Source organism: Sphingomonas sp. CFBP 13603 (assembly GCF_014892665.1).
Taxonomy (GTDB): domain Bacteria; phylum Pseudomonadota; class Alphaproteobacteria; order Sphingomonadales; family Sphingomonadaceae; genus Sphingomonas.
Genome location: NZ_JADBIA010000008.1, coordinates 41,544 through 65,824 on the forward strand (window position 1 = coordinate 41,544; position 24,281 = coordinate 65,824).

At 58.9% G+C, this 24,281-nt stretch carries 19 protein-coding genes; 9 read left to right on the plus strand and 10 right to left on the minus strand.

The window, feature by feature from the left end:
- Positions 1-66 precede the first annotated feature (66 nt).
- Positions 67-1,059: a site-specific integrase gene (locus tag IFR23_RS13210; protein WP_192976325.1), complete on the plus strand. Its 993-nt coding sequence runs from the start codon at positions 67-69 to the stop codon at positions 1,057-1,059.
- 251 nt (positions 1,060-1,310) lie between these two features.
- Positions 1,311-2,270, plus strand: a complete 960-nt coding sequence (locus IFR23_RS13215; RefSeq protein ID WP_192976326.1) for an IS481 family transposase — start codon at positions 1,311-1,313, stop codon at positions 2,268-2,270.
- A gap of 110 nt (positions 2,271-2,380) precedes the next feature.
- Here IFR23_RS13215 and IFR23_RS13220 read toward each other — a convergent pair whose 3' ends face one another.
- The 4 genes from IFR23_RS13220 to IFR23_RS13235 form a co-directional block, all read right to left on the minus strand.
- Complete coding sequence (locus tag IFR23_RS13220; protein WP_192976327.1) at positions 2,381-4,303, minus strand: S9 family peptidase; 1,923 nt, start codon at positions 4,301-4,303, stop codon at positions 2,381-2,383.
- 263 nt (positions 4,304-4,566) lie between these two features.
- Positions 4,567-5,655, minus strand: a complete 1,089-nt coding sequence (locus IFR23_RS20560; RefSeq protein ID WP_192976328.1) for a glycosyltransferase — start codon at positions 5,653-5,655, stop codon at positions 4,567-4,569.
- A complete protein-coding gene (locus tag IFR23_RS13230; RefSeq protein WP_192976329.1) occupies positions 5,652-6,953 on the minus strand; it encodes an O-antigen ligase family protein in 1,302 nt (433 codons plus the stop codon). The genes IFR23_RS20560 and IFR23_RS13230 overlap by 4 nt, the downstream gene beginning before the upstream one ends.
- A gap of 231 nt (positions 6,954-7,184) precedes the next feature.
- On the minus strand, positions 7,185-8,066 hold the full coding sequence (locus IFR23_RS13235; protein WP_192976330.1) for a glycosyltransferase family 2 protein: 882 nt from the start codon (positions 8,064-8,066) through the stop codon (positions 7,185-7,187).
- A gap of 208 nt (positions 8,067-8,274) precedes the next feature.
- On the opposite strand from IFR23_RS13235, the gene IFR23_RS13240 reads away from it, so the two are divergent.
- On the plus strand, positions 8,275-9,183 hold the full coding sequence (locus tag IFR23_RS13240) for a hypothetical protein (RefSeq protein WP_192976331.1): 909 nt from the start codon (positions 8,275-8,277) through the stop codon (positions 9,181-9,183).
- Positions 9,184-9,199: 16 nt separating this feature from the next.
- Here IFR23_RS13240 and IFR23_RS13245 read toward each other — a convergent pair whose 3' ends face one another.
- The 6 genes from IFR23_RS13245 to IFR23_RS13270 form a co-directional block, all read right to left on the minus strand.
- Positions 9,200-10,390 carry a sugar transferase gene (locus IFR23_RS13245; RefSeq protein WP_192976332.1) on the minus strand — a complete coding sequence of 397 codons (1,191 nt, stop codon included), beginning with the start codon at positions 10,388-10,390 and terminating at the stop codon, positions 9,200-9,202.
- A 311-nt stretch (positions 10,391-10,701) separates the two neighbouring features.
- Positions 10,702-11,898, minus strand: coding sequence for a hypothetical protein (locus IFR23_RS13250; protein ID WP_192976333.1), 1,197 nt, complete (start codon positions 11,896-11,898; stop codon positions 10,702-10,704).
- Positions 11,895-14,090, minus strand: a complete 2,196-nt coding sequence (locus IFR23_RS13255; RefSeq protein WP_192976334.1) for a GumC family protein — start codon at positions 14,088-14,090, stop codon at positions 11,895-11,897. The genes IFR23_RS13250 and IFR23_RS13255 overlap by 4 nt, the downstream gene beginning before the upstream one ends.
- Before the next feature lie 17 nt (positions 14,091-14,107).
- Positions 14,108-14,845 carry a polysaccharide biosynthesis/export family protein gene (locus tag IFR23_RS13260; protein WP_192976335.1) on the minus strand — a complete coding sequence of 246 codons (738 nt, stop codon included), beginning with the start codon at positions 14,843-14,845 and terminating at the stop codon, positions 14,108-14,110.
- Positions 14,846-14,931: 86 nt separating this feature from the next.
- On the minus strand, positions 14,932-16,293 hold the full coding sequence (locus IFR23_RS13265; RefSeq protein WP_192976336.1) for an O-antigen ligase family protein: 1,362 nt from the start codon (positions 16,291-16,293) through the stop codon (positions 14,932-14,934).
- Between the two features lie 186 nt (positions 16,294-16,479).
- Positions 16,480-18,114 (minus strand): hypothetical protein, encoded by a 1,635-nt coding sequence (locus IFR23_RS13270; protein WP_192976337.1) that lies wholly within the window; start codon positions 18,112-18,114, stop codon positions 16,480-16,482.
- Between the two features lie 50 nt (positions 18,115-18,164).
- Between IFR23_RS13270 and IFR23_RS13275 the strand changes: the two genes are divergently transcribed.
- Genes IFR23_RS13275 through IFR23_RS13300 form a run of 6 tightly spaced genes read left to right on the plus strand, consistent with a single transcriptional unit; the run spans position 18,165 to position 24,262 of the window.
- Positions 18,165-19,538, plus strand: coding sequence for a glycosyltransferase family 4 protein (locus IFR23_RS13275; protein ID WP_197978443.1), 1,374 nt, complete (start codon positions 18,165-18,167; stop codon positions 19,536-19,538).
- Positions 19,535-20,107 carry a dTDP-4-dehydrorhamnose 3,5-epimerase gene (gene rfbC, locus IFR23_RS13280; protein WP_192976338.1) on the plus strand — a complete coding sequence of 191 codons (573 nt, stop codon included), beginning with the start codon at positions 19,535-19,537 and terminating at the stop codon, positions 20,105-20,107. Before IFR23_RS13275 ends, rfbC begins: the two co-directional genes overlap by 4 nt.
- Before the next feature lie 13 nt (positions 20,108-20,120).
- Complete coding sequence (gene rfbB, locus IFR23_RS13285) at positions 20,121-21,173, plus strand: dTDP-glucose 4,6-dehydratase (protein ID WP_192976339.1); 1,053 nt, start codon at positions 20,121-20,123, stop codon at positions 21,171-21,173.
- Positions 21,170-22,081: a dTDP-4-dehydrorhamnose reductase gene (gene rfbD, locus IFR23_RS13290; protein ID WP_192976340.1), complete on the plus strand. Its 912-nt coding sequence runs from the start codon at positions 21,170-21,172 to the stop codon at positions 22,079-22,081. The genes rfbB and rfbD overlap by 4 nt, the downstream gene beginning before the upstream one ends.
- Positions 22,078-22,956 (plus strand): glucose-1-phosphate thymidylyltransferase RfbA, encoded by an 879-nt coding sequence (rfbA, locus tag IFR23_RS13295; protein ID WP_192976341.1) that lies wholly within the window; start codon positions 22,078-22,080, stop codon positions 22,954-22,956. Before rfbD ends, rfbA begins: the two co-directional genes overlap by 4 nt.
- A 43-nt stretch (positions 22,957-22,999) precedes the next feature.
- Complete coding sequence (locus IFR23_RS13300; RefSeq protein WP_192976342.1) at positions 23,000-24,262, plus strand: rhamnosyltransferase WsaF family glycosyltransferase; 1,263 nt, start codon at positions 23,000-23,002, stop codon at positions 24,260-24,262.
- Positions 24,263-24,281: the final 19 nt, after the last annotated feature.

Sequence of the window (24,281 nt, forward strand, 5' to 3'; positions counted from 1 at the left end):
TCAGGCGGAATTGCTATGCGCGCTTGGTGCACACACCCGGTGTGACCCAACCTGGAGCAATTGCGCATGAGCGACGACCTCGACGACACCGCGCTGACGCGGATCTCGTCGACACCGTTGATCCCGTTGTTGTTGGACGAAGAGATTGAAGCCGCACGGGCCTACGTTGCCGCAGCGCGTGCGCCAGCGACGCGGCGTGCGTATGAATCGGACTGGCGCATCTTTCTCGCATGGTGTGCGGCGCGCGCGATTGATCCGCTGCCGGCCGCGCCCAGCGCAGTGGCGATCTTCCTGTCAGGCGAGGCGCGGGACGGCGCACGGCCATCGACGATCGGGCGGCGTCTGGCGGCGATCGGCTACATGCATGCGCAGGCGGGGTTGGATCCACCGCAGCAACAGGCTGGCGCGGTCGCGATCCGCAATGTCGTGGCCGGGATCCGGCGCACCCATGGCGTTAAGAAAGTGCAGAAGCGTGCCGCGGACGGCGACATGCTACGCGATATGTTGCGTGCCTGTGATGGTGACAGCATACGCGATGTGCGCGACCGGGCGATGCTCGCGATCGGCATGGCTGCGGCGTTGCGGCGATCCGAACTGGTCGCTCTGGATATCGACGACGTCGCGATCACGCCTGATGGGTTGTTGATCACGATCCGCAAATCAAAGACCGACCAGGAAGGCGAAGGCGCGACGATCGCGGTGCCCGAGGGCCGTCGGATCCGACCAAAGGCGTTGCTGTTGGCGTGGATCGCCTGTGCCGGGTTCGGCGATGGCCCTGTATTCCGCAAGCTGACCCCCCAAGGGCGGATCACGGCCAAGCCGATGAGCGATCGCGGCGTGGCGCTGGTCGTCAAGGCGCGGGCCGCAGCCGCTGGCTATGATCCGGCGCACGTTGCAGGGCACTCACTGCGTGCCGGCTTTTTAACCGAGGCGGCGCGGCAAGGAGCGACGGTATTCAAGATGAAGGAAGTCAGCCGGCACAAGTCACTCGAGATCCTGTCCGACTATGTCCGTAACCACGAACTGTTCCGCGATCATGCCGGCGAACGCTTTTTATAGCGGTCAAGCGGCATTGGTCAGGCCTTATATATGGACGCAGAGTGCCCGGTTTCCCACAGCAGGAAAATGCCTTATTTCCCATCAAGGGAAACGTTAGTTCGACGGCATGAGGATCATCGCCGGGAACAGGCTGACCGCGTGCTGGGCGAGGCACCCGACAACCGAAGCCTCTTTGCGGCATTGGCATGAATTCGCTGTTTGATCCCACGGTTTGATGGTGCGATCCTTTCGTTAGAGTGGAAGGAAGCCATATGGGACAGGTACGTCACGGGAGCGCCACGACCACGCACGCCGTCAGAGCAGCAATACAGCGATCGCAAGCTTCGCTCTCGACGCTGAGCCGGGAGCTTGGGATCAACCCCAAGACGGTGGCGAAATGGCGGAAGCGGGCGACGGTCGAGGATTTGAAGACCGGGCCGAAGGCCCCTCGCTCCACAACCTTGACCCAAGCCGAGGAGGCAGCTGTCGTCGCATTCCGGCGCCACACACTCCTGCCGCTCGACGATTGTCTCTATGCGTTGCAGCCGTCGATCCCGCATCTGACACGGTCAGCGCTGCACCGCTGCCTGCAGCTGCACGGCATATCCCGTCTGCCGGATATCGAGGGCGACAAGCCAAAGCGACAGCGCTTCAAGCGTTACCCGATCGGCTTCTTCCACATGGATATCGCCGAGGTTCAGACTGCCGAAGGCAAACTCTACCTGTTCGTCGGCATCGACCGCACGAGTAAATTCGCGGTCACCCAGCTCGTCGACAAGGTTGACAGGCGAACGGCGTGGGAGTTCCTTGAGCACCTGCTGAAAGCGGTGCCGTACCGGATCCACACGATCCTGACCGACAATGGCATCCAGTTCGCCGACCAGCCGCGCAACCGTAACACCGCCTGGTCGCGTCAGATGCGCTTCGACATGATCTGCGAAGCGAACGACATTGAGCACCGGCTCACGAAGCCGAACCACCCCTGGACCAACGGACAAGTCGAGCGGATGAACCGCACGATCAAGGAGGCGACCGTCAAACGCTTCCACTACGAAAGCCACGAGCAGTTACGGGTGCACCTCGCCGACTTCATGGCGGCCTACAATTTCGCCCGTCGGCTCAAAACGCTCAGCGGCCTCACGCCTTACGAATACATCGCCAAAATCTGGACGGCAGAGCCGGATAGGTTCATCGTCGATCCGATCCACCAGATGCCGGGACTAAACACCTAGAAGCCGGCGGGTCATCGCCACCGGTATCCGATCGATCCGGCGCTGACCGAGGTCGGGCGCTTCGTCTGAACCCCGCGCGCCTATGCCGGCGCACGGGTTTCAGGGAATGCTCAGCGGGCGTTTTTCACGTACCGATCGTACCAGGCGATCGCGCGTTGGCGCACGTCCGCGGACTGGTCGGGGCCCGTTACGCAGTGGCCGGCGTCGGGGTAGATCACCAGGCTTACCGGCACGTTGCGGTCCTTCAGTGCATGCCACCATTCGATCGACTGGGTGGGTGGCACCTCGATATCGCGCTCGCCGACATAGATGAAGGTCGGCGTCTTTGCGCGCTTGGCCTGGTAGATCGCCGACACGTCCTCATACGCCTTCATGTCGTCGTACATCGACTTGCCGAAGAACGGCAGCATCCACTGGTCGATGCCGTTGGTGCCGTAATAGCTCACCCAGTTCGACAGACCGGCGCCCGCAACGATGCCCTTGAAGCGGTCGGTTTGCGTATTCGCCCACATCGCCATGAAGCCGCCATAGCTGCACCCGCCCAGCCCCAGACGCTTGTCGTCGATCGGTGCGATCCGCTCGACCGCGTCGATCCCGGCCAGGACGTCACGCAGGTCGCCACCCCCGAAATCGCGCTTGTTGGCGGCGGTGAACGCCTCGCCCTGCCCGTAGCTGCCACGCGGATTGGGAAGAAAGACGTAATAGCCGGCCTTCAACAGCGCGGCATTCAGCGAGCTCTCGGACAGATACCCGGGCGTCGACGCCGCGGACGGCCCACCGTGGACGAGCGTGATCATCGGCGCCCTGCCCGCAAATGCGCCCGCAGATGGGCCCGCGGGAGGGGTCCGAGGCGCGAGCAGCCAGCCCTGCACGTCGTATCCCTCGTTCTTCCAGCTGACGCTGCGCGCGCTCACGAGCGCGGGCGCTGCGTCGTTGTCGTGCGTGAGCTGACGCACCGCCTTGATCGGTCCCGCATAGATTGCGGGGGCATGCTCGTAATCCTGCACCACGGCCGCGGCGATGCGGCCATCGGCGGAAAACACCGCACGACCGTCCCCTGCGCTGACGCTTGCCGGCTTGGTGAAACCGGCCACGACCGGCTGACCGGGCGTCAGCGTGCCGAGCTGGACCTGGTCGCCCGCCAGCGTCACCGTCCGCAGACCGGCCTTGGTCCAGTCGATCGTGGTCACGGTCGACTTCGCACCCGCGGTGATGTTGCGCGGATTGCCGCCTGCTAGCGGTACGGTGAAGACGTCGCCGCCAATCGAACCGAAATCGCTCATCAACCCGCCGATATACGCCACCGTCTGTCCATCGGGCGACACGCGCGGCTGGTTGAGCTGCGTTGCGGGCTTCGCGATCGGGCGCACCGCGCCGGTCCGCGCATCGATCGCGTCGAGCGTCGCCACCCACCAGTTATTGTCGCCATTGCCGAGCGCGGTCGTCGCGACGAACCCGCTACCATCCGGCGTCCAGGCATATTCGTAAATGTAGCGACCCGCGGGCGATAGCGGCTTCACCGTCGTGGCTGGCTTCGCAATGTCGAACACCGCGAGGCGCTGCTCGTCGCTCTTCTCGCCAATCTCGCCGATCATCCGCACGCCTGCTTGTGTCGCGCCCGATTCCTTGGCGGCGCCCAGCGTCACCAGCAGCGCGATCCGCTTGCCGTCGGGGGATACGCGCGGCGTCTGCGCGATGCCGGCGATCGTCGCGACGGTGCGCGTCGTCTTGGCATCTGCATAGGTCAGCCGCACGGTGCCCGCGGTGGCGTCGCGCACCAGAAAAACCAGGTCGCCGCCCGGCGTGAAGGTCAGCCCCGAATAGCTACATGTCGCGCAGGGATCGATCGTCCGCAGCACCCGCCCGTCGACGACGCTGCGGATCGTCACCACACCGCGCTTACCGCTATTCTCGACCGTCGCGATCCGGTCGCCCGCAGGCGAAAGCGCGAGGGCGCCATATTGGTGAAGCGACTGCGCCGATGTCGGCGCCGCGGATGCAACGAGGAGAGCGGCAGCAAAGGTCAAGCGCATCGAAAGCTCCGGTAAAGCGGCAATACCCATGACGCTTAACGTGTTGCCCAGTCGTCGCAAGCCAAGGCGAGAAATCGCAATCGTCCTGACCCTAGCTGATCAAACCGGCATGTCGGGTTGTATGGGAGAAGCGAACCAGTTTACGCGTGAGCGCTTCGTCGCTGCTAATCATCGCAGCTACGCCAAGCGCCGGTATCGTAGTTGCCTCGGCACCGGTTGTTGGCGCTTAGTGTATATCTGGGTCCGTTCGGTGTCCCGCCCCCTCACAGGACCGCATGTTGAAGAGTGGTTGCAATCTTTTCAGCGCTATGATCCCAGCGGAAACGCTGTGCTTGCGAAAGATTATGCCGAATTACTTGATCGATATAATTCTCACCTCGATCGATACTATTGCAGGTTGCCTCGATTGTGTTGATCCACCCTTTCAGATCGTCGCCATTAATGAATTGAACGAGACTTCCCTCGGCAACTTCGACCATCGCACCGGCGTTAGAACTGATACACACATTACCTGCGAGCATACCTTCCAATAAAGGAAGGCCAAATCCCTCGTATAGCGACGGCATCAGTAAAATAGAGCTTTCCTTATAAAGCTCGGTCAAAGAATCATTAGATAGACCGCGGCGTACCGTCGTCCTCTCTACTGACGATGCCATTTCTTCTATATCTATGGACGACTTCAATGCGGACCCCGGTGAAACTATGACCAGCGACCAATCCGGCGATGTTTGGGCTTGACGCCAAGCTTCTAGAAGCAACGGGAAATTCTTGTGCTTCTTGGAGGCGGCCACGACCATGAGTTGGCGCTTTCGATCACCTATGAGCATAGGTCTCCCATAATTCAGGTGATCGCCACCCAAATGGATAATCTCGCTACGGCGAGGCTCGCCAATCGACTGCACAAAAGCTTGTTGCGTAAACCGACTGACGAACATGACCATCGTTGCGTCACGACGAACCTTATTGAAAGCCTGCTTCGATAAAATCCGTTTGGCTTTAGACGCGGGAAAGTATTCTGGAATAAGATGCAGCATGTCATGAACGGTCGCAACGAAACGACCCTGCCAATGCAAAGGCACCCAGTAGTTCGTAAACCACGTCAGATCATACCCTTTTGCATAGCCCGAGAGCGACACTTGTTCAGCAAGCGAAAATGGCTCGATCGGACATGGTATGATCGTTAAGTTGGCATTGCCGGTAAATACATCCTCGGCCATCGCAATGGCAGTTGGCCCTACTAAAACGCCTATCTGCCAATCAGGTTTTAATCGGGCTATCCGGGGTAGCGTGTTCCCAATAACCCGCCCAATACCATGCCCCCAACCGACTCGCGCATCAACGAGGAGCTTCACTTGCGTACCCCATTGCCCGATACTGACGGCGTTTGCAGAGACATCGTGTCGCTCTCTGCTTGACAAGCAAGCTTCATACGGTGTTCGCGATCTAGCTCCACCGCGGCCAACGCCAAGCCTGATATGATCCAGGGATAGGCAAAATTCAGCTGAACGCCAAAGACCGCAGCGACGATTGGATACGTGGCGAGCAAAACAATCCATGGACGGGTTCGCCAACTCACGATGATCGGATAAGCATAAATCCACATGACGAAGATTGTCAGAGGAATGCCCAACTCGGCACAATAGCCTAACAGACCGAGACCGTGCAGATCCCACGACTCCACACGCGGCATGCCTTGCAAAATCGATGGATCGTTACGTACCAATGAATAATTACCGACTCCTATGCCTAGGAACGGATGAGCAGCCACCATTCGGGGTAGCAATATCGCTCCTGCAATTCGGCCCATGATGAGGTTTGTGTCGTCCGGGCGCTCACTGACAGCCGTCTCGAAATTGGCCATACTATCGTAATAGCCGCCAATGCCCTCAAGTACGTTGCTCGCAATCACGACAGGGATAGCGACCACAGCCAAGGCCAAAATTATTTTAATGCGCCGAACACGTATCAAATAAGGAATAGAGACTGTCACGATAAGCAAGGCAGATGCTTTCGATTGAGCACCGACCAATGCTAACATGAGTAAAATAAGACCTGCATAGAATGACTGACGAGAAATATATTTTAGATAGTGCCCCCTGATAACCTGTACGATAATCGCCCCGACCAGATAGATGCCGAACGGTCCCCCTTCAATAAAAAATCCACGGATTCGCGCGGTACTTTGCACGATGACACCCGGCAACTCTAATCCGGCGAAATACGCCAGCATCGACACGATGCCCCAGAGTGCACCGGCATAGGCGCACCAAACATATGCGGTTAAAAGCTTGCGAAATGCATCAGGGCTCTGCCTTCCCGCCAAGGCTACGATGAATAGGGCGCATACCGACAGCATAACCTGAATCATGCGAGCAAAAGTGGCAAAGGGCGGCTGCTTAAGCGCACTGATACCATCGGGCGGATAGAAACTAAGTCGAAGCGAAAGCACCGATCCGATAAATATCAGGATGAACATCCATAGGAACTTCATCTTCATGCTGTCGATGGGGCCGGGCGCGCGCAAATTGATCTGCCGATGCGGTAACAGCAGCGACAGGACGATCGCTACGAGCACGATCACTTCGACACTTTGGATGTCAGCAAGCTTGATGTTGGTGAAGCCGGACAGAAGGCAGATGATGACTGCCAAGAAGATGGGCATCGCGACCTGCGGCGCCTGGAAGGCGACTCGGGATGCAGGAGGTCGAGGAGAAAACGTCTGCGCCATCAGGATGCTACCAAGGGTAAGAAAGGGTGTGGCCGGTCCAAGCCGGAACTAAAAGGTCCAGGCACAGCCGAAATTGGCTGATCGTTGCATAGCGAGCCGTTGTTGACCCTTATGGTCCGTTCAGTCAGGGTGGGAGGTCGTCTCACCGCCTGGTCAGCTCGCCAGACCCGAAGCGATACCCCGGCGCCAGACTGCAAGCTGGCTTGGCTTCATTCGTCGACGCAAGACATTCAGCAGCGCCTTGGCAAACGCAACCGGCAGCACGAACGCCAGAGCGGACGACCCGAAATGCTTCCGTACGAACAGCATGTGACCACGATTAAAATGGAAGATTGAAAAGTCGCTAAATGACCCCCCGGTCGATACGCTAACTTTGTGGCGACATTCGAGCGCCGTATCGGTCACGATCCGCAAGCCTCGCTTCTTCAATTCCATACTGAGATCTGCATCCTCCCAGTACACGAAGAAACGGTCGTCGAAGCCTGGTATTGTCTCGAACGTGTCAAGGCGGAATACCAAACAGCAACCCGGCGCGAAATCCGTTGCTCGAATGTCCAGAGAAGCAGGCAGATCGGTGACCAGATCTCCAATCAGATCGTGATACGGAATCATACCGCGATTCCACCGATAGGAGCCGGTCGCGAACCACAGCCGCTCAGGTTGATCGAACAGAGTAATCAGCGGCGACAAACCCGCAGCACCGCTTGCCTCGAGCGATGCGACCATCCCGCCGATCAGATCGGGGCCGAATTCCACGTCATTGTTGATGAAGGTGACATGGGTCGCGCCCAACTCGCGCGCGACCGCAATTCCCTGATTGCAGGCACGACCAAAGCCGATATTCTCATCGTTAAGGATCAACCGGAGATTGGGCAATGCGAGGCTGCGCAGATAATCCGGAGTACCATCGGTCGAGGCGTTGTCGATCACCAGCAGCGTGAAATCGGTATCGCGTTGCGCGCGGATGCAATCCAAGAACGCGGGCAGGATGTCGTGCCCCAACGCGTTGTAGGTGATGGTGACAAGGACGTTCATCTGCTGCCTTTTTACCGAGCCGACACGAAATGCTCCCAGCTAGGCCATGCCTGGTTGCCCTACGATCATTTCCTTCGTAGCGCCGGCATATCGTCATGGTGCGTTGCGAAAATTCGTGGCGAGCCATACCCACCGCTGTCCGCGGTGTCCAGATTGCTGCTGTTGGCCAGTGACTTTCACATCCCAATGATACGCAGGAGCGCGACCGTTGAAGTCCTTTGTAAAAAAACTTCTGGGTCACCGTCCGTCGCCGACGACGCAAGTCGGTATCGATGCCCTGAAACCAAATTGGACGTTCCATCCTTCCCGGCCGGACGGCATTACGGCTGCGGTGCGGTTGACCACGCTACGCGGGCTGTCCAGCGCGCCCGCCTCGACTGCAATCGTACCGATCACTGCCAGACCACGCTGGATCAGCTACTTCGTCTACTTACCCACAGGCGGCGCGCTGACGTCGGCCCATCGTTTTACGCTTGCGCAATTGCGTAAGGCAGAGGCCGGGCTGTGCGTGATCTGTGCTGCGCCAACGCCCGACGACATTCCCCCCGAACTGCGCGGCATGGTCGATGCGCTCTATTGGAAAGCGCCCCCGGGCTTCGATTTCTCCGCCTATGCCATCGCAGTCCGAGAAGTTGCACAGCACAGCCCGGGTGCAGACCTCCTAGTCCTGAACGATTCAGTTTTTGGTCCGTTCGTCCCGGTCGATACGCTATGGTCAAAGATGCAATGGAGCCTGACGGGTTTTACTGCCTCGGCACAGCTCCAGAACCATATCCAATCCTATGCATTCTTCCTGAAGCAGGTTGACCACCGTACGGTCAGAGCGCTCAGGAGCGTCCTATTCGCCCACTTCTCTTTTGATGATTATCGTGGTGCCGTTTACGGGCAGGAAAGCCGATTTGCGTCGGTTGCCGCGCGATCAATGTCGGTAGGCGCGCTTTGGTACGCCGACGGAATTACATGTGGCGACCCTAGCGTGTTCGCAGCATTGCCGTTGCTCGAAGCTGGATTTCCTTTTCTCAAGCGGTCACTTTTGTCGAAGAACGCGCATTTTTTCGATCGGGCCGAACTAATCACCGCTTTGAAGACGCGAGGCCATCCAATAGACAGTGTGTGAAATAGCACCAATCACGTCAGAAGGCATTTTTGTGAACTATAACTTGAAAGGTCATGATAATGATCTTGATGTCACGCATAATAGACCATGTATCCAAGTACTCGAGATCGGCTTTAAGGCGATTTCGTAAATCATCCTCCACAACTGTTGCGCCGCGATAACCGCGAACCTGCGCCAGTCCGGTAAGTCCTGGCTTGGCCGCGTGACGATGCCAGTAGCGGCCATCGACTTCCCAAAACAGTTTGTCGGCCGCACGGGAACCCAAGGCATGCGGTCGCGGACCAACAATACTCATCGTGCCTGAAAGGACATTGAAGAGTTGCGGCAGCTCATCCAAACTCATCCGGCGCAGCAACCGCCCAACACGCGTAATGCGGTTATCGTCGCGCGATGCCGAGCGATGTCCGCCGCTATCACTACCCTCGACCGTCATGCTTCGAAATTTGAAGATACGGAACACCCGGTTGGAACGACCGATTCGGTCCTGTCGGAAAAAGATTGGTCCGCTGGTTTCCAACCGGATTGCGATAGCGATCACCGACAACAGCGGTGACAGCACGATCAGCGCAGGCACGGCGATTGCTAAGTCGAATGTCCGCTTGATTACCCGATCTACCAAATTAAGCGGTCCGTGCGATACGACCAGCGCCGTCATCGCCCCATGCATGTTAACACCCAGCGGAGCGAGCGATTGAAGCTCGGGCATAAGTATCTCGCTTTGGATGCAGGCGCCCTTGAGCGCATGCGTCCAGGCATTGCGCCGGTCGGGATGACACGAGACGACCACGTTATGCACCCCGCCCAATGCAGCCGCGAGCTGATCGTACATCATGGGATCGTGTCGTTCGGGATCAATGAACCCTTCAGCGGCAATCTTTACCGAGAATTCAATTGGGGGAATGGGCTGATCGGGTTCCCATATTAATGCCACGCTATAAGGCTCACCGCCGACGATGGCTTTCCGATAAACGATGAAATAATATCGACTTACGACAAGAAAAATAATCGACAGTATAGAGCCCACCGCTACGGTCAGCCGCGGCAATTCAGTTGTCGTTCTGGTATAAAAACTTGCCACCATCATGATTGCAAGCGCGATGAGATAAGCTTTTACCGTTATCCATATCGAATGCCATTGATTTGATAGCAATCGTACAGAATACACTTTTCCATTCAACGCTACTATCAGATAGAATGGAAGTATCATGGCGATTATTAAGGGCCAACTCGCCCCACTGGGCACACCGCGCCTTATAAGCCCGATAGTTGCAAAACCGGCGATAATGCACAATGCGTCAAATATTATTGGGTAAGTGAACGTACGTATTCTGATAGTTGCACTACTAGCGCGCCAATGCGTCCTTCCGGAACCGGAATTTAGACTAGGCAAGTGCACCGTGTCTTTCGCTTTTGCTTTGTACGGCGCAGGATCTAACATTATCAAATCTCAAGATACGATGGCGCCTTAGCGAGTATGGCGCCGGCTATACCTATAAACCATCTAGCATCATATGGTAGTTAGCTGGGAGTGCGTTGTAGCGCTATGCCATTCAACGTAAAGGTTATATCCTGCCGCGTATCGGTAAGAACGCCAAAAATCTCCAGTCGAGGAAAGGCGCAAGGCACCGGTTGAACGGTACGCCAGTCGCTATGTGTGGTATCTGGTGCAGATACGTAGACAAGGTCGATCCGGGCGTCCCCGCACATCAGGCGGTACCCGACTGCCTTGGCGCTTGCTGCATCCTCTGGGTCGAATGCCACTCGCATTTTATATGCGCCAGCCGCCCCGGAGGTTTGCTGCGTCGCAAAAATAGGAACGCCCTGCCCGTTCCAGTGGATGACAACGCCTGGCGCACCACGTCCTCGGGGCGTTACGTCAAAGTTATCGCCCGAAAGCAGACGCCAGTTGAAGGGCTTAGCTGTGTCATCTTGATTGATGACCGTGGCAGCGTCCGAAAACTGAGGATCATTCACTGGTCGTGCGATACCCTTACGGCCAAACGACCAAAGGGAAAAAGCATCTGCCGTACGGCCTACCCGGACCAGTACCGGCAGCAGAGCTGTCATCTCCTGCTCGGGTAGACGGTCACCTGTTCGTTGCAACGTTCGCAGGGTCTGGTACCGCCCCTCGATTGCAGCTGGATCGGTCAGGACGTTGCTGCCCAGCAGAAAAGGACGTCTCCAGGCGGGACTAGCCCGTAGACGTCTGACGACGTCGGCGCGTAGTTGGGGATCGGTTTCCGCTAGCGAGAATACCGTGGTCGCCTCCTCCATGCGTTTTTCACGACGGAACAGTGCATCCGCAACGTCGAGGACGCGACCAATATTATTGCGACTGGCATGGTAATAAATGAGATTTTGAAGGGCTGGCGTACTCCGCCAGCCATAATGCCCCAAGGTCGTAAACCAAGTTTCGGCTGGTAACACGTTACTTCCGCGCCGGCCGATCTGCATCATAGCAGTATTAAAGATACTCTGATTGAGGGGATCAGCCTCAATCGCACGCTCGATCACTGCCCTCGACGGTGGTGGGGCACCTGTTGCTGGAACGGTACTTTTGAGCAGAAAATCGCTGACCCGGAACTGCGTCACAATCGAAACGGCGTTTGACTGATAAGCATAACTTGCGGTCAGTGCGGCAGTCCCGATAACTGCTAAGGCCGCGCCAACAAGCGCGCGCCCCCGTGACGTCCGATTGCGTTCCAGCACCGTCACTTCTCGGAGTAATCGTAGCTGTAGTTATAACCATAGGCATCACCTTGCCCGTAACCGAATTTACTTGGATCGAACTTGGTCAAAATCGCACCGACGATGCGCGCGCCGCCCTGATCCAAGCGAGCAAGGGCTGCCTGGACACCCCGAATGGAGTTACGTCCCGCCTCAATAACAAAGAGGGTCGCCTCGACCTCGGCAGCAAGTATCACCGCATCAGCAAGCCCCAGTACCGGCGCGGAGTCGAATAGAACGATATCGAATTGTGCCATCAGATCGGCGGTAACGCTCTTCATCCGGTCACTGGACAGCAGTTCGGCAGGGTTGGGCGGCAGCGCGCCGGCAGTGACAAAGCTCACATTTTCGAACGAAGCCGGGCGTATCGCCTGAGCTAGGTCCAACTGACCTACGACAACATTACTGAGGCCGTCCTTGTTCGACGCGTCGAACATGCGGTGGACGTTGGGGCGACGGAAATCCACGTCGACGACCACAATGCGACGACCAAGACGGCCAAGGCTGACCGCAAGCGCTTGGGTTGCGCTCGATTTACCTTCTTGAGCCTGGGTGCTCGTCACCATCAGCGTGCGTGGCATGCCATTGTTCGATGCCATCGCCAAGCTCGTCCTGATCGAACCGAACGCCTCACTGATGATCGACTTGGGAATCGCGATCTCTTCCTTTGGATCGTCAACGATCGGCGTACTGCCCAAGAACGAAAGCCGCAGTCGATCGGTGACGTCGTCCGGCGTACGCACTCCATCAAACAGCTGCTGACGCGCGATGACATAGCCCATCGACAGAATGAGGCCGATCGCAATCGCCAGTGCAAGGTTCAACAGCGGCTTTGGCCATGCCGTTGCACGCGGTACGTCAGCACGGTCGACGATATTGAGGTTGTTTGTCTGGACGCCAGCCTCGGCATTTAATTCGTTGTAACGGCGAAGCAGCGAGTCATATTGCTGACGGTTGGTGTCCGCCTCGCGACGCAGGATAGACAACTGAATGCCCTGCGACTGCTCGGTGAGGGTGTTGTTCTTGAGCTTTTCGATCGCACTTGCGATTTCTGCCTGACGGGCGATTGCAACGTCGTACGGCGCCTTGATAGACCGCCGGATATTCGCCGCGATCGCGTTCATCTGAACCTTGATCCCGGCAAGCTGCGCGGCCGCCCGGACGACGGCAGGGTGATCGGCACGACGTGTCGACAATTCTTGCTTGTAGCTCGCCTCAAGCTGCGCTTGCTGGTCAAGCAGCTGTTGGATGGCGGGACTAGCCAGCACTTCGGGGATGTTCATCGACGGCAACGCAGCGGTCTGCAGCCATTTTTGCTCGGCTTGAATTCGGTCCGACACGGCGGTCGAATAGGCTTGGTTCAGTTGTACGAGCTGCGCTGTCACAAGCGATTGTGGTTGCGAGGACGCACCGCTCGAACTGCCGCCCGCTGCGTTGCTGACATCGATGATCCGCGTCTGACGGCCATACGCCAATGCATCGCGCTCGGACTTCTGCAGTCGTTCCTGTGCTTCGCGTAACTGATCGCGAAGAAAATCGAGCGCATAGGACGAACTATTGAATTTACGCGTCAGGTTGTTGCGGATGAAAGCCTCGGCATAAGCGTTCGCAACTTCGGCTGCGAGCGCCGCATCAGGACTTTGGAACGACAAATCGGCAATTCGGGTATTGCCGCTATACTCGACCTTAAGCCCTTTCTGCAGTGCAGCGATGACTTGTTCGCGACGAACGTCCTGCGGAATCGCATCGTCCGCATCGTCGGTATCGATAGTCTTCATGCGGACCAGGAAATTGGTTCCGCGATAATAGCCTTTGCTCTGTGCGACGGCATTTGCGACACCGCGACTGCGAATGATATCAAGCTGGGTCTGAAGGAATTTTTCTGAATCCCCTCGCGATGCACCGCTTTCGCGATCGGCCTCGGTGCCGAGCACCTTTTCCGCTTCCTGACGAACTTCGATGGTCACCGTGCTGCGGTAGTAGCGCGTCGCGACGAGCGAATAGATGATCGCGATCGCAATCACCGATGCCATGATACCAATGACCGCGATCCGCGAGCGATAAACGGCAGCCCATAGCTCGCGCAGATTGAAACCGCCTGGCGCCACTCCGCCGGCATCAGTGGACTGTTTTGCGCGCGTTGGCTCAAACCCTTCGCGGGCAGACATATCGGACGACATTATATGACTAATCCTGCTCAGCGGAACGCTAGGAAGACGCCCGCGACCGCCGCTAAGCCCGGAAGTGCGGAAATGAGATTGCGCGAGAAGCGACTGCGCCGCGAAATACCCACTACGATCAGGTCCGACTGCTTGATCTCGGGATCGGGGTAACGGCCGTAGCGGATGTCTTCGACATTGAAACGCGCCGCATATTGCTGGCCATTCATACGCCGGATAACGATAACGTCTTCAACTTCGGCGTCTGCGGTAAAGCCGCTGCTTAGCGCCACGGCCTGCATCAGCGATATCCGCCCCGGGATCTCATAGACACCAGGCTTCTGAACCTGTCCTTCAACGGTGAACGAATACCCTATCGCTTTTACGACCGCCACTGCGACGCTAGCGTTACGCAGGTAACGGCTGTTGAGGCCACGCGTAATCGCTTGGGCAACCTCTTCTACCGTATGACCTGCGGCGGGGACCTGACCCAGCAGCGGCATCGACAAATTCCCCGCCAGCGACACGGCTTGTTCATCGAGCGTCAGATCGGGCTCGCCGAGGACCTTGACCGACAGCGTATCGCGGGGGCCAATGCGATAATCATCACCGGGTACCTGCACGGTAATCGGGTTCGGCTGATAGGCTGGAACACCTAGCGGTTCCTTTTTCCCACTCGAACAGCCTGCAACGAGCAGGACGAACGCACCGAGCAGAATTTTCCGTTTGCTTAGCAACTGACACCCTATCATTCGCGCAACCATCCAGCGCGACATCGCCTTGGTACAGTCGGCAATTAGCAGAAAAAATCCCCAATCGGCAAGGTTGATCGCCTAGCGGAAACCCGCAACGCGAACGACACCTATGCCTCTATGGCTACCTTCGCAGCTTTTTCTCGCCACCATATGATAGCGAAGGCCATGGCCAGTAGGGGAAAGGTCGCCGGCCGCCTGAGCGGGTAATCGACGATGCTGTGAAACGCAAACAGCATTATTATCGTCACAGCGGATACTGTGGCACTGCGATCACGCGGATAAAGGCGCCATGCCGCGACAGCGGCCATCGTCAGCGATAGTATCGTCAGCCCCAACAGCAATACGCCAGCCAGACCCTGCTCAATAGCGAGCTGGTAGAAGTCGTCATGCAATTGGTTCACGAATGTCGGCTTCACCCACAAAAGATTTTCATGAACGGCATAGAGGCGGCTGAAACTACCGCTACCCGATCCAGTGAGCCAATATTCATGCAGCAGGGGAAGGCTTTGCTGGGCAAAACGCCACCTCAGATCGTCGCCTACAGAATTGAACCGGCTAAATACCGCATCGACCTGGGGCAGCGACAACAGGATCGCACCGATCGCGAGGATGAGGATTGGCCCTCCGATCAGATAACGGCGGGGCTGATCACGTAGCATGCGCACAGCGATCGCAATCGTCGCCACCAACCCGAGCATCACGCCCGCGCGACTGTTGGTCAGCAGAATAGCGATAACCACGACACCCCAATAGCCGACGAATATCCATGGAATGCCACGGCGCTGGCGATCGTAGATTCCGCCTTCCAATGCCGCGATCGGCAAAGAGGCTGCAAGCATCAGCGCCATATGGTTCTTGTTCGAAAAGAACCCGATCAGGGCGCCATGATCCGCGCGGTCGTGCACGCGTAAGGCGCTTCCCCCGCTTGCGATCTGGACGACACCGATCAGGAGGCCGATCACGATCAGCGCAAAAACGAACCGCAACACGACGGCCTGGGCCTCACGCGATACCGTTAACAGCGCAATCGTCAGCGTGACGAATGCGATCGCCATCAATACCGTGTAGGTCGTATCCAGCGGAGATAACGACATTGGCTGCCAAGTGTCGGCAATGCCGATCAAACCATATGCGGACAGCCGCAATGCCTGCCCGGGCAGTTGCTGCCAGATCGCCGGCGGCAGAGGAATGATCTGAGCCAATGGTAGTAGGATAATTGCAGCCAGGGCGATCCGGGCCGTAATGCCCACGCTGGCAAAGGCCTTTGCGCCGTCGTTGAACGCGACCACGACGAGCAAGGCCATCGTTAGCATCGCGATGACGAGCGTCTCACCGAGACCCGTGACGCCCCCCCCAGCCAAGGTCAGCCCCGTAATCTGAACCAAGATCGCGATGACCAGCGATCGTTCGCCATGCGCCACCCGAAACATGGCCATCGCCCCGTTCCGGCCGGCTTTGTTTTCGGCCATCCCCTTTGCGGATCGTCCGTGTCGAGAGGTCTGCGAGGGTCGCGATCTGGATCGTGAGGTCGGCGCCATACTATACCCGGTAGATGAACATACGCGCGCCTTTAGCGTGGCAGGTACACTTCGTCACGCGTCAACACTGTCGAGGCCGTTGACGTCGAGAACCAGCGCCCAGCTTACGCTACCGGATTACACTGGCGTAGAGATCGCTACCCACTCGCCAGACGAGCGGATCCACCCTGTTACCAGCACGTCACCCGAACGCGAGACGCCACGTGTCGGCGCCAGATGCTTACAATAGGTTCCATCGGGAACGTTGCCTAGCGTATCGGTCGCACGAGGCCTGTCCCAGCCCATGACGCGACCCGTCACGACCGCTTCGCTTCCTGCAAGCGATTGCGGTGCGCCTTCGATGATGAGATCGCCCTCGATCCGCCCCGACAGCCTCAAAGCCGCCTGTCGGATCGCAACACGTCCGACGATGCAGGATGCCGCATCGACCGTCACGGTTTGATTAACGATGCGCAAAACGCCGTCCTGGGCCACGAACCGCGATCCGCCAAGAACGTGCAGATGTCGTATCCGACCGTCTCCGGTCACGACCACGCCGGTGGCACGGCTCGCAGTCAGGATCAATTCGCCGTCTACCCGTCCCTTTTGCGGCCGTAGAGCACGTATCTCGCAGCTGATTGCGACCGCGCTCAGTCCGGGCGGCATGAAGCCAAGTTCGATAGAATCGAGACGCGTGCCGAGAAACGTCCATTCGGCTCCGATCGCCAGCCCATGAACCTGCCCGCCCGTTACGGTTACTCGCCCATTCTGGCTGTTCGCGGGGGTCATCGTCGCGATTGGATTGTAGAAATTGACGACTCCACCGGTCGCATCGACCTCGATCGGGATATTGCCTTCCACGCGAAAGTTACGACACTCGGCTTGAGCACTGACGACACGCATCGATGCGCGGTCCGGGTTGTTCGCCTGAAAGCGCACCGATCCAAATTCGCACGAGCCGCCCAGAAGCCAGGTTGGTGTTCCTGCGACTGCGGTGATGCGCTCGCTATGTATCTTCGCAAACGCGCACATCAGCGTGTTGGGATGGACATACATCGCCTGCATCGCCGCCAATTCGACCTGCACGCGCACCCAGACGCTTTCGTTGCAGTTACCGGTGGGCGAGCCGCTGACCTCAAACGCGTAGTGGCGCGCGTTGCCACATTCCTCGACGCTTTCGGCGAGAAACGTCGTGTCGAAGCAGATGGTATGACGGATGCCGAAACCCGAGAGCTTGTAGGCCCGCGCGTAGCGGATCATGCTCGACATCAGCGGTTCCTTCTCGTCCGGATGACCGAACTGGATACCATTCACCGCCGGTCGCGTGTCCTTGACGATTCTGCCATCCGGACCGAACTGGGCCTCACCCGTACCGTAGATCGTGACGTTGAAATCCGGGACCAGGCCGGTGACGGTCAACGCGGTGTATCCGCTGCCACTGACATAGAACCCTGGATCGGTCACGCCGTAGCTCTGCCGATCAAAGACGACACCGACGTTGCGCGCGACCAATGGTCCGCTGATCCGGACCCTCAGACCGCCGAAATGGGCCGTCCGCCCCCCCGCCTGCGCGCAGGCATCGAGAAAGGCCTGCACACGGCGTGTCTCGTCGACATCGTCGCGACCGGTAATGCCGAAATCGGTGGCCGACAATATCTGGCGGGTCATGCTGCCGGGTGCCGTCGTCGCCGCACGATCGCTCGCGGACAGCAGCATCATCGGCGCGACGCCGACCATTGCTCGACGTACGGGGTCAACAGGAATTTCAGCCATCTCGATCCTTCAAAGAGCCAAAAAAAACGACAACGCGAAATCGCAACGGCATGTCCAGCCGCATGCGGTGCGGCGATCATACTATAATGACGAATGGTCTAGTTTGCGTCCGTGAGCGGCTCGCGCACGTGGTTGACGCTCTCTTTCCCTCTACGTACGGGCCTGCCATGCAAGACGGTAGTAGCGCGCTCCCCTCCCCTCCCCCACTTCCCGAGAAGGACTTGATGAAGGTCGCGATCATCCATGACTGGCTGACGCTGAAGGGCGGCGCGGAAATTTGCCTGGAGGAGTTCTTGCGACTGTATCCACAGGCTGATTTATTTTGCGTCGTGGACTTCCTGCCTGAACACGAGCGCGACTTCCTGCAAGGCCACCGCATCACGACCAGCTTTGTCCAGCGGCTGCCAGGCGCTGCCAAACGCTACCGGTCGTATCTGCCGCTGATGCCGATCGCGATCGAACAGCTCGACGTGACTGGTTACGATCTGGTCCTGAGTTCGTCTGCGTCAGTCGCCAAGGGCGTCATTACCGGCCCTGACCAGATTCATGTCGCCTATACACACAGCCCCGTCCGCTATGCCTGGGATCTTCAGCATCAGTACCTCAACGAAGCCGGGCTGGTTCGCGGCGTCAAGAGCTGGTTGGCGCGGATCGTCCTTCACTACATCCGATCCTGGGACAGCCGGACTGCCAACGGTGTCGATCAGTTCATTGCCAACTCGCAGTTCATTGCTCGTCGCATCCAGAAGGTCTATGGCCGAAAGGCGACCGTGATCTACCCGCCCGTCGATATCGACCGTTTCACGGTCGCCGACCGACGCGAGGATTTCTATGTCACGATCTCGCGGATGGTTCCCTACAAGCGGATTCCGCTGATCGTCGACGCATTTGCCAGAATGCCCGACAGGCGGCTGGTGGTGATCGGCGACGGCCCGGAAATGGCGGCGGTGCGCGCCGTGGCGGGACCAAATGTGACAATTCTGGGGAAGCAGCCCGACACCGTCGTCGTCGACCATCTGCAACGCGCCAAGGCGTTCGTGTTCGCTGCCGAAGAGGATTTCGGCATCGCTCCAGTCGAGGCGCAGGCATGCGGCACGCCGGTGATCGCCTATGGCAAAGGCGGTGCCCTCGAAACGATCCGTGGCTATGATGGCAGCGATCAGACCGGCGTGTTCTTTGGCAATCAGTCCGTTGAGGCGATCGTTGCCGCAGTCGAGCATCTCGACCGCCGCCTGTCCGCAATCTCGTCAGACGCGTGCCGTGCCAATGCCGAACGTTTTTCCACTTCGCGCTTTCGCCGGGAAATCGTGAATTTTATCGACACCGCGATGATTGCTGGCCCCGGCCATGCCGGCGATAATGTTGCGTTGTCTCAAGACCTGCGTTGCGATCCCGCCACGATGCCGGTAACCGCTCGGGAATGATTGACCAATCCTCCCCCGTCCGGCTAATCGCCCCAAAACGCTTTGGCGATGCCCGCGGCTGGTTCACCGAAGTCTATTCGGAGCCGACCTTCGCGAAGCTGGGTATCGACTGCACATTCGTGCAGGACAACCACTCGCTGTCGGTGCCTGCCTACACATTACGAGGCCTGCATTTTCAGACTCCTCCCCATGGACAGGACAAGCTGGTCCGGTGCGTTCGGGGACGAATTTTCGATGTCGCGGTCGATATCCGCAAAGACTCGCCAACCTTTGGCAAGTGGGTAGGCGCGGAACTGTCTGCCGATAACGGGCATCAGTTGTTTATCCCGATCGGTTTCGCGCATGGCTTCGTGACGCTCGAGACAGATTGCGAAGTAACCTATAAATGTTCCGACGTTTATGCACCCGCACATGATGGCGGCATCCGCTGGGACAGCGTCGGCATCGACTGGCCAATGCCAGCCGGCACCAGCCCCGAATTGAGCGACAAGGACCGTATCCAGCCGGGCCTTGCCGAATTCGACAGTCCGTTCGCCTATGATGGCCGGCCGCTCGTCCCCCTCGCCTGAAGGACAATATTCCATGCGCATTTTCGTCACCGGCGGGGCCGGCTTTATTGGATCGGCCCTCGTACGCCACCTCATCGAGAACACCGACCATGAGGTGCTCAACTTCGACAAGCTGACCTATGCCGGCACGCTGTCGACGGTCGAGCGGGTCGCCAATTCGAACCGCTACCGCTTCGTCCAAGGCGATATCTGCGACGCAGATGCGGTGAAGGCGGCGATCGCCGAATTCAAGCCCGACGTGATCACCCATCTCGCGGCCGAGAGCCATGTCGACCGTTCGATCGACGGCCCCGGAGCTTTCATCCAGACCAACATGGTCGGCACTTACACGATGCTCGCCGAGGCTCGCGCCTATTGGCTGGAACTGGACGAGACCGCCAAGGCGGCATTCCGCTTCCACCATATCTCGACCGACGAAGTCTATGGCTCGCTTGGCGATACCGGTCTGTTTACCGAAGAGACGCCGTACGATCCGCGCTCGCCCTATTCGGCGTCGAAGGCTGGGTCGGACCATCTCGTCTCGGCCTGGGGCCACACGTTCGGGCTGCCGGTGCTTATCACCAACTGCTCGAACAACTACGGGCCCTATCACTTTCCCGAAAAGCTCATTCCGCTGATGATCGCCAAAGCGCTCGATGGCGGCGACCTGCCGGTCTACGGCAAGGGCGATCAGGTCCGTGACTGGCTGTTCGTCGAGGATCATGTCCGCGCGCTGCATGCGGTGTTCGAAAAGGGCCAGCCCGGTCGCACCTACAATGTCGGCGGCAACAACGAGAAGCAGAACCTCGAGGTCGTCAAGACGCTGTGCGCGATCCTCGACCGGCTGCGTCCGCGCGCCGACGGCAACTCCTATGTCGAGCAGATCAGCTATGTCGCCGACCGCCCTGGTCACGATAAGCGCTATGCGATCGACGCTACCCGCATCAAGGACGAGCTCGGCTGGACACCCGCCGAGACGTTCGAGACCGGGATAGAGAAGACCATCGCTTGGTATCTCGACAACGAAGCCTGGTGGCGTCCGCTGGTCGCTGACAAGGCGTCTGAGCGCCGCGGGGTCGCTGCATGACATCGGCCACGAAGGTGGTGCTGGTCACCGGTGCAGGCGGGCAGCTTGGGACCGAGCTGCAGCGCTGCGCCTGGCCCGAGGGCTGGACGGTCGTTGCAGTCGATGTCGCCGAACTCGACCTTACCGATACCATAGCGATCCGCGCGCGCGTGGCGGCAGGGCATGACGGCCAGCCGTTCGCCGCGGTCGTCAACGGTGCCGCCTATACCGCAGTCGACAAGGCCGAAACCGATATCGTCACCGCCTGGGCGGTCAACGCAATGGCCCCGGCTGCATTTGGCGAAGCCTGTGCGCAAGCGGGCATACCGCTGATCCAGGTGTCGACCGACTATGTCTTTGCGGGCGACAAGACCGGTGCGTGGGACGTTGGCGATCCGGTCGGTCCGCTCGGCGTCTATGGTGCTTCCAAGCTCGGTGGCGAGCTCGCGGTGCAGACCTCGGGCACGCGACATGCGATCGTGCGGACTGCCTGGGTAGTCTCAGCGCATGGCAGCAACTTCATCAAGACGATGCTGCGCGTCGGCGAAACGCGCGACAGCCTCTCGGTCGTCGCCGACCAGCGCGGCAGCCCGACCAGCGCGGCCGATCTGGCACAGGCCCTGGCAACGATCGCGGTACGCCTTGTCGAGGACGCGAACGCGCCCACCGGCGTCTTCCACTTCTCGAACGCCGGCGATATCAGCTGGGCCGATTTCGCGACCGAAATCTTCCGCCAGTCGGCCGCGCGAGGCGGCCCTTCGGCCAATGTCGTTCCGATCCCGAGCAGCGACTATCCGACGCCTGCCGCACGCCCCGCCAATTCGCTGCTGAGTCACGCCGCGATCCAGACCGCGTACGGCATCGCGCCACGCCCCTGGCAGGCGGCGATAAGCGATATCCTAGACGAATTGATCGGAGTAGCGAAGTGAAGGGCATAATTCTGGCCGGCGGGTCTGGCACACGGCTTCATCCGGCAACGCTGGCGGTGAACAAGCAGCTTCTGCCGATCTACGACAAGCCGATGATCTATTATCCGATGTCCGTGCTGATGCTGGCCGGTATCCGCGAGATTCTGATCATTTCGTCACCCGAATATCTCGACAATTACCGGCGCTTGTTCGGCGATGGATCGGCGCTCGGCTTGACCATGGCCTATGCCGAGCAGCCAAGCCCCGACGGACTCGCACAGGCTTTCACGATCGGTGCGGACTTCATCGGCGACGATCACGTCGCGCTGGTCCTGGGCGACAACATCTTTTTCGGTGCCCACCTGACTGACCTGTTGGCCAGCGCAGTCGCACGCAAGGACGGCGCAACGGTGTTCAGCTACCGAGTCGACGATCCCGAGCGCTACGGCGTTGTCGAACTGGGCGAAGGCGGCAGGGCGCTGTCGCTCGAGGAAAAGCCCGAGGCCCCCAAGTCCAATTACGCCGTGACGGGGCTATATTTCTACGACAACCGGGTCGTGGATTATGCCCGCAACCTCAAGCCTTCGGCGCGGGGCGAACTGGAGATCACCGATCTCAACCGAATCTACATGGAAGCCGGCGACCTGTTCGTCGAACAGATGGGCCGCGGCTATGCATGGCTCGATACCGGCACGCATGACAGCCTGCTCGAAGCTGGCGAGTTCGTCCGCACGTTGCAGCATCGCCAAGGCGTCCAGGTCGCGTGCCTCGAGGAGATTGCGTTCGAACAGGGCTTCATCTCGGCCGATCAGGCGCGTGCAGCCGGCGAACGGTTCAAGAAGACCAACTACGGCAAGGCGATCCTGCAAGCCGTCGACGGCCAAAAGACGCGATAATGCGATACCCCGCCCTGCGGGGTTCGTCATACAAAGGCTGATCATGACATTTCTTCGTCCGATGTTCGGCCTGCTGCCGGTAGATCTGCAGCGCTCGATCCGCCAGACGGTACAACGACGTCGTGCGGCAAGGCCTCAGACAGTCGACGTGCTGACCAGCAAGGCTTTCCCCAATTTGCGTCCGCTAAAGATTGTGCCGGCGTTGGCAGGCCCTTGCGTCACGATGGTCACCGACAGCGTCGCCCCCGGTCAATTGATGGGCGGGGTCGGCACCGCGGTACTGCTCGCGGCCAGCATCGCGCACGCACGCAATTGGAGGCTTCGGATCGTCGTGCGCGAATTCCGCTGCGACGACCTCGCTGTCCGTACCCTACTCGCTTTGCAGAAAGTCGTTTTCGACGGACCGATCGAGATCATTTTTTCCGATGGCTCCTCGTCCGATCCGGGAGTTCCTCTGAACACGGACGATCTGGTCATCACCACGTCTTGGTGGGGGACGTGGTCTACCCGCAGAACGGTTCCGGCACGACAGATCGTCTATCTTCTCCAGGAAGACGAGCGAATGTTCTATGCGGGCGGCGATCAGCATCTGTTGTGCGACGAGACGTTGAACGATCTTGAGATTCGCTATGTCGTCAACAGCACATTGTTGATGACCCATTTTCAGGCGACCGCGACCCTTGGTCCCGCAAACCATGGCATAGCCTTCGAACCGGCTTTTCCCGATACCATCTATTACCCTGAAGCTCGTGGTGCGCGACGCAATCTCGTTTTCTATGCGCGACCGGATCATCCCCGGAACTTGTTCCTGCGCGGTATCGAGGCGCTCGATTTCGCGTTCGCGGCAGGGCTGTTCCCGGCCACGCAGTGGGACGTACATTTTTTCGGGGTCAACGTGCCGCAGGTCACATTCCCCGGTCGGCCTATACAGGTCCACAACACCCTGCCCTGGCATGACTATGCCGCGTTGATGCGGCGCGCCGATCTCGGTTTCTCGCTGATGTATACGCCCCACCCCAGCTATCCGCCGCTCGATTTGGCCGCGAGCGGCGCCGTGGTGGTGACGAACCGCTTTGGGCCCAAGGGAGAAACGGCGCAGTATTGCGATAATATCATTTATTCGCCGCTCGCGGTCGAAGCGCTGGTCGAGGGGTTGATCAAGGGCATTGCACGAGCCGAAGACACGCCCTCCCGGCACGCGGCGTACGAGCGGGCGGACCTGAACCGCGACTGGGCGACATCGTTCGCGCCCGTCCTCACGGCGTTAGCGGATGATGCGGCCATCGCGGTTTCCCACCCCGCGTGACGTCTGCCAATGGCGCTAG

Bases quoted from the DNA above. Each gene is read 5' to 3' on its own strand.
- IFR23_RS13275 (WP_197978443.1), top strand. From the start codon at position 18,165: ATGTCCAGCCGCATGCGGTGCGGCGATCATACTATAATGACGAATGGT.
- rfbC (WP_192976338.1), top strand. From the start codon at position 19,535: ATGATTGACCAATCCTCCCCCGTCCGGCTAATCGCCCCAAAACGCTTT.
- IFR23_RS13215 (WP_192976326.1), top strand. From the start codon at position 1,311: ATGGGACAGGTACGTCACGGGAGCGCCACGACCACGCACGCCGTCAGA.
- rfbB (WP_192976339.1), top strand. From the start codon at position 20,121: ATGCGCATTTTCGTCACCGGCGGGGCCGGCTTTATTGGATCGGCCCTC.
- IFR23_RS13245 (WP_192976332.1), bottom strand. From the start codon at position 10,390: ATGATACTTCCATTCTATCTGATAGTAGCGTTGAATGGAAAAGTGTAT.
- IFR23_RS13235 (WP_192976330.1), bottom strand. From the start codon at position 8,066: ATGAACGTCCTTGTCACCATCACCTACAACGCGTTGGGGCACGACATC.
- IFR23_RS13220 (WP_192976327.1), bottom strand. From the start codon at position 4,303: ATGCGCTTGACCTTTGCTGCCGCTCTCCTCGTTGCATCCGCGGCGCCG.
- IFR23_RS13270 (WP_192976337.1), bottom strand. From the start codon at position 18,114: ATGGCTGAAATTCCTGTTGACCCCGTACGTCGAGCAATGGTCGGCGTC.
- rfbD (WP_192976340.1), top strand. From the start codon at position 21,170: ATGACATCGGCCACGAAGGTGGTGCTGGTCACCGGTGCAGGCGGGCAG.
- IFR23_RS13255 (WP_192976334.1), bottom strand. From the start codon at position 14,090: ATGTCGTCCGATATGTCTGCCCGCGAAGGGTTTGAGCCAACGCGCGCA.
- IFR23_RS13300 (WP_192976342.1), top strand. From the start codon at position 23,000: ATGACATTTCTTCGTCCGATGTTCGGCCTGCTGCCGGTAGATCTGCAG.
- IFR23_RS13265 (WP_192976336.1), bottom strand. From the start codon at position 16,293: ATGGCCGAAAACAAAGCCGGCCGGAACGGGGCGATGGCCATGTTTCGG.
- IFR23_RS13260 (WP_192976335.1), bottom strand. From the start codon at position 14,845: ATGTCGCGCTGGATGGTTGCGCGAATGATAGGGTGTCAGTTGCTAAGC.
- IFR23_RS13210 (WP_192976325.1), top strand. From the start codon at position 67: ATGAGCGACGACCTCGACGACACCGCGCTGACGCGGATCTCGTCGACA.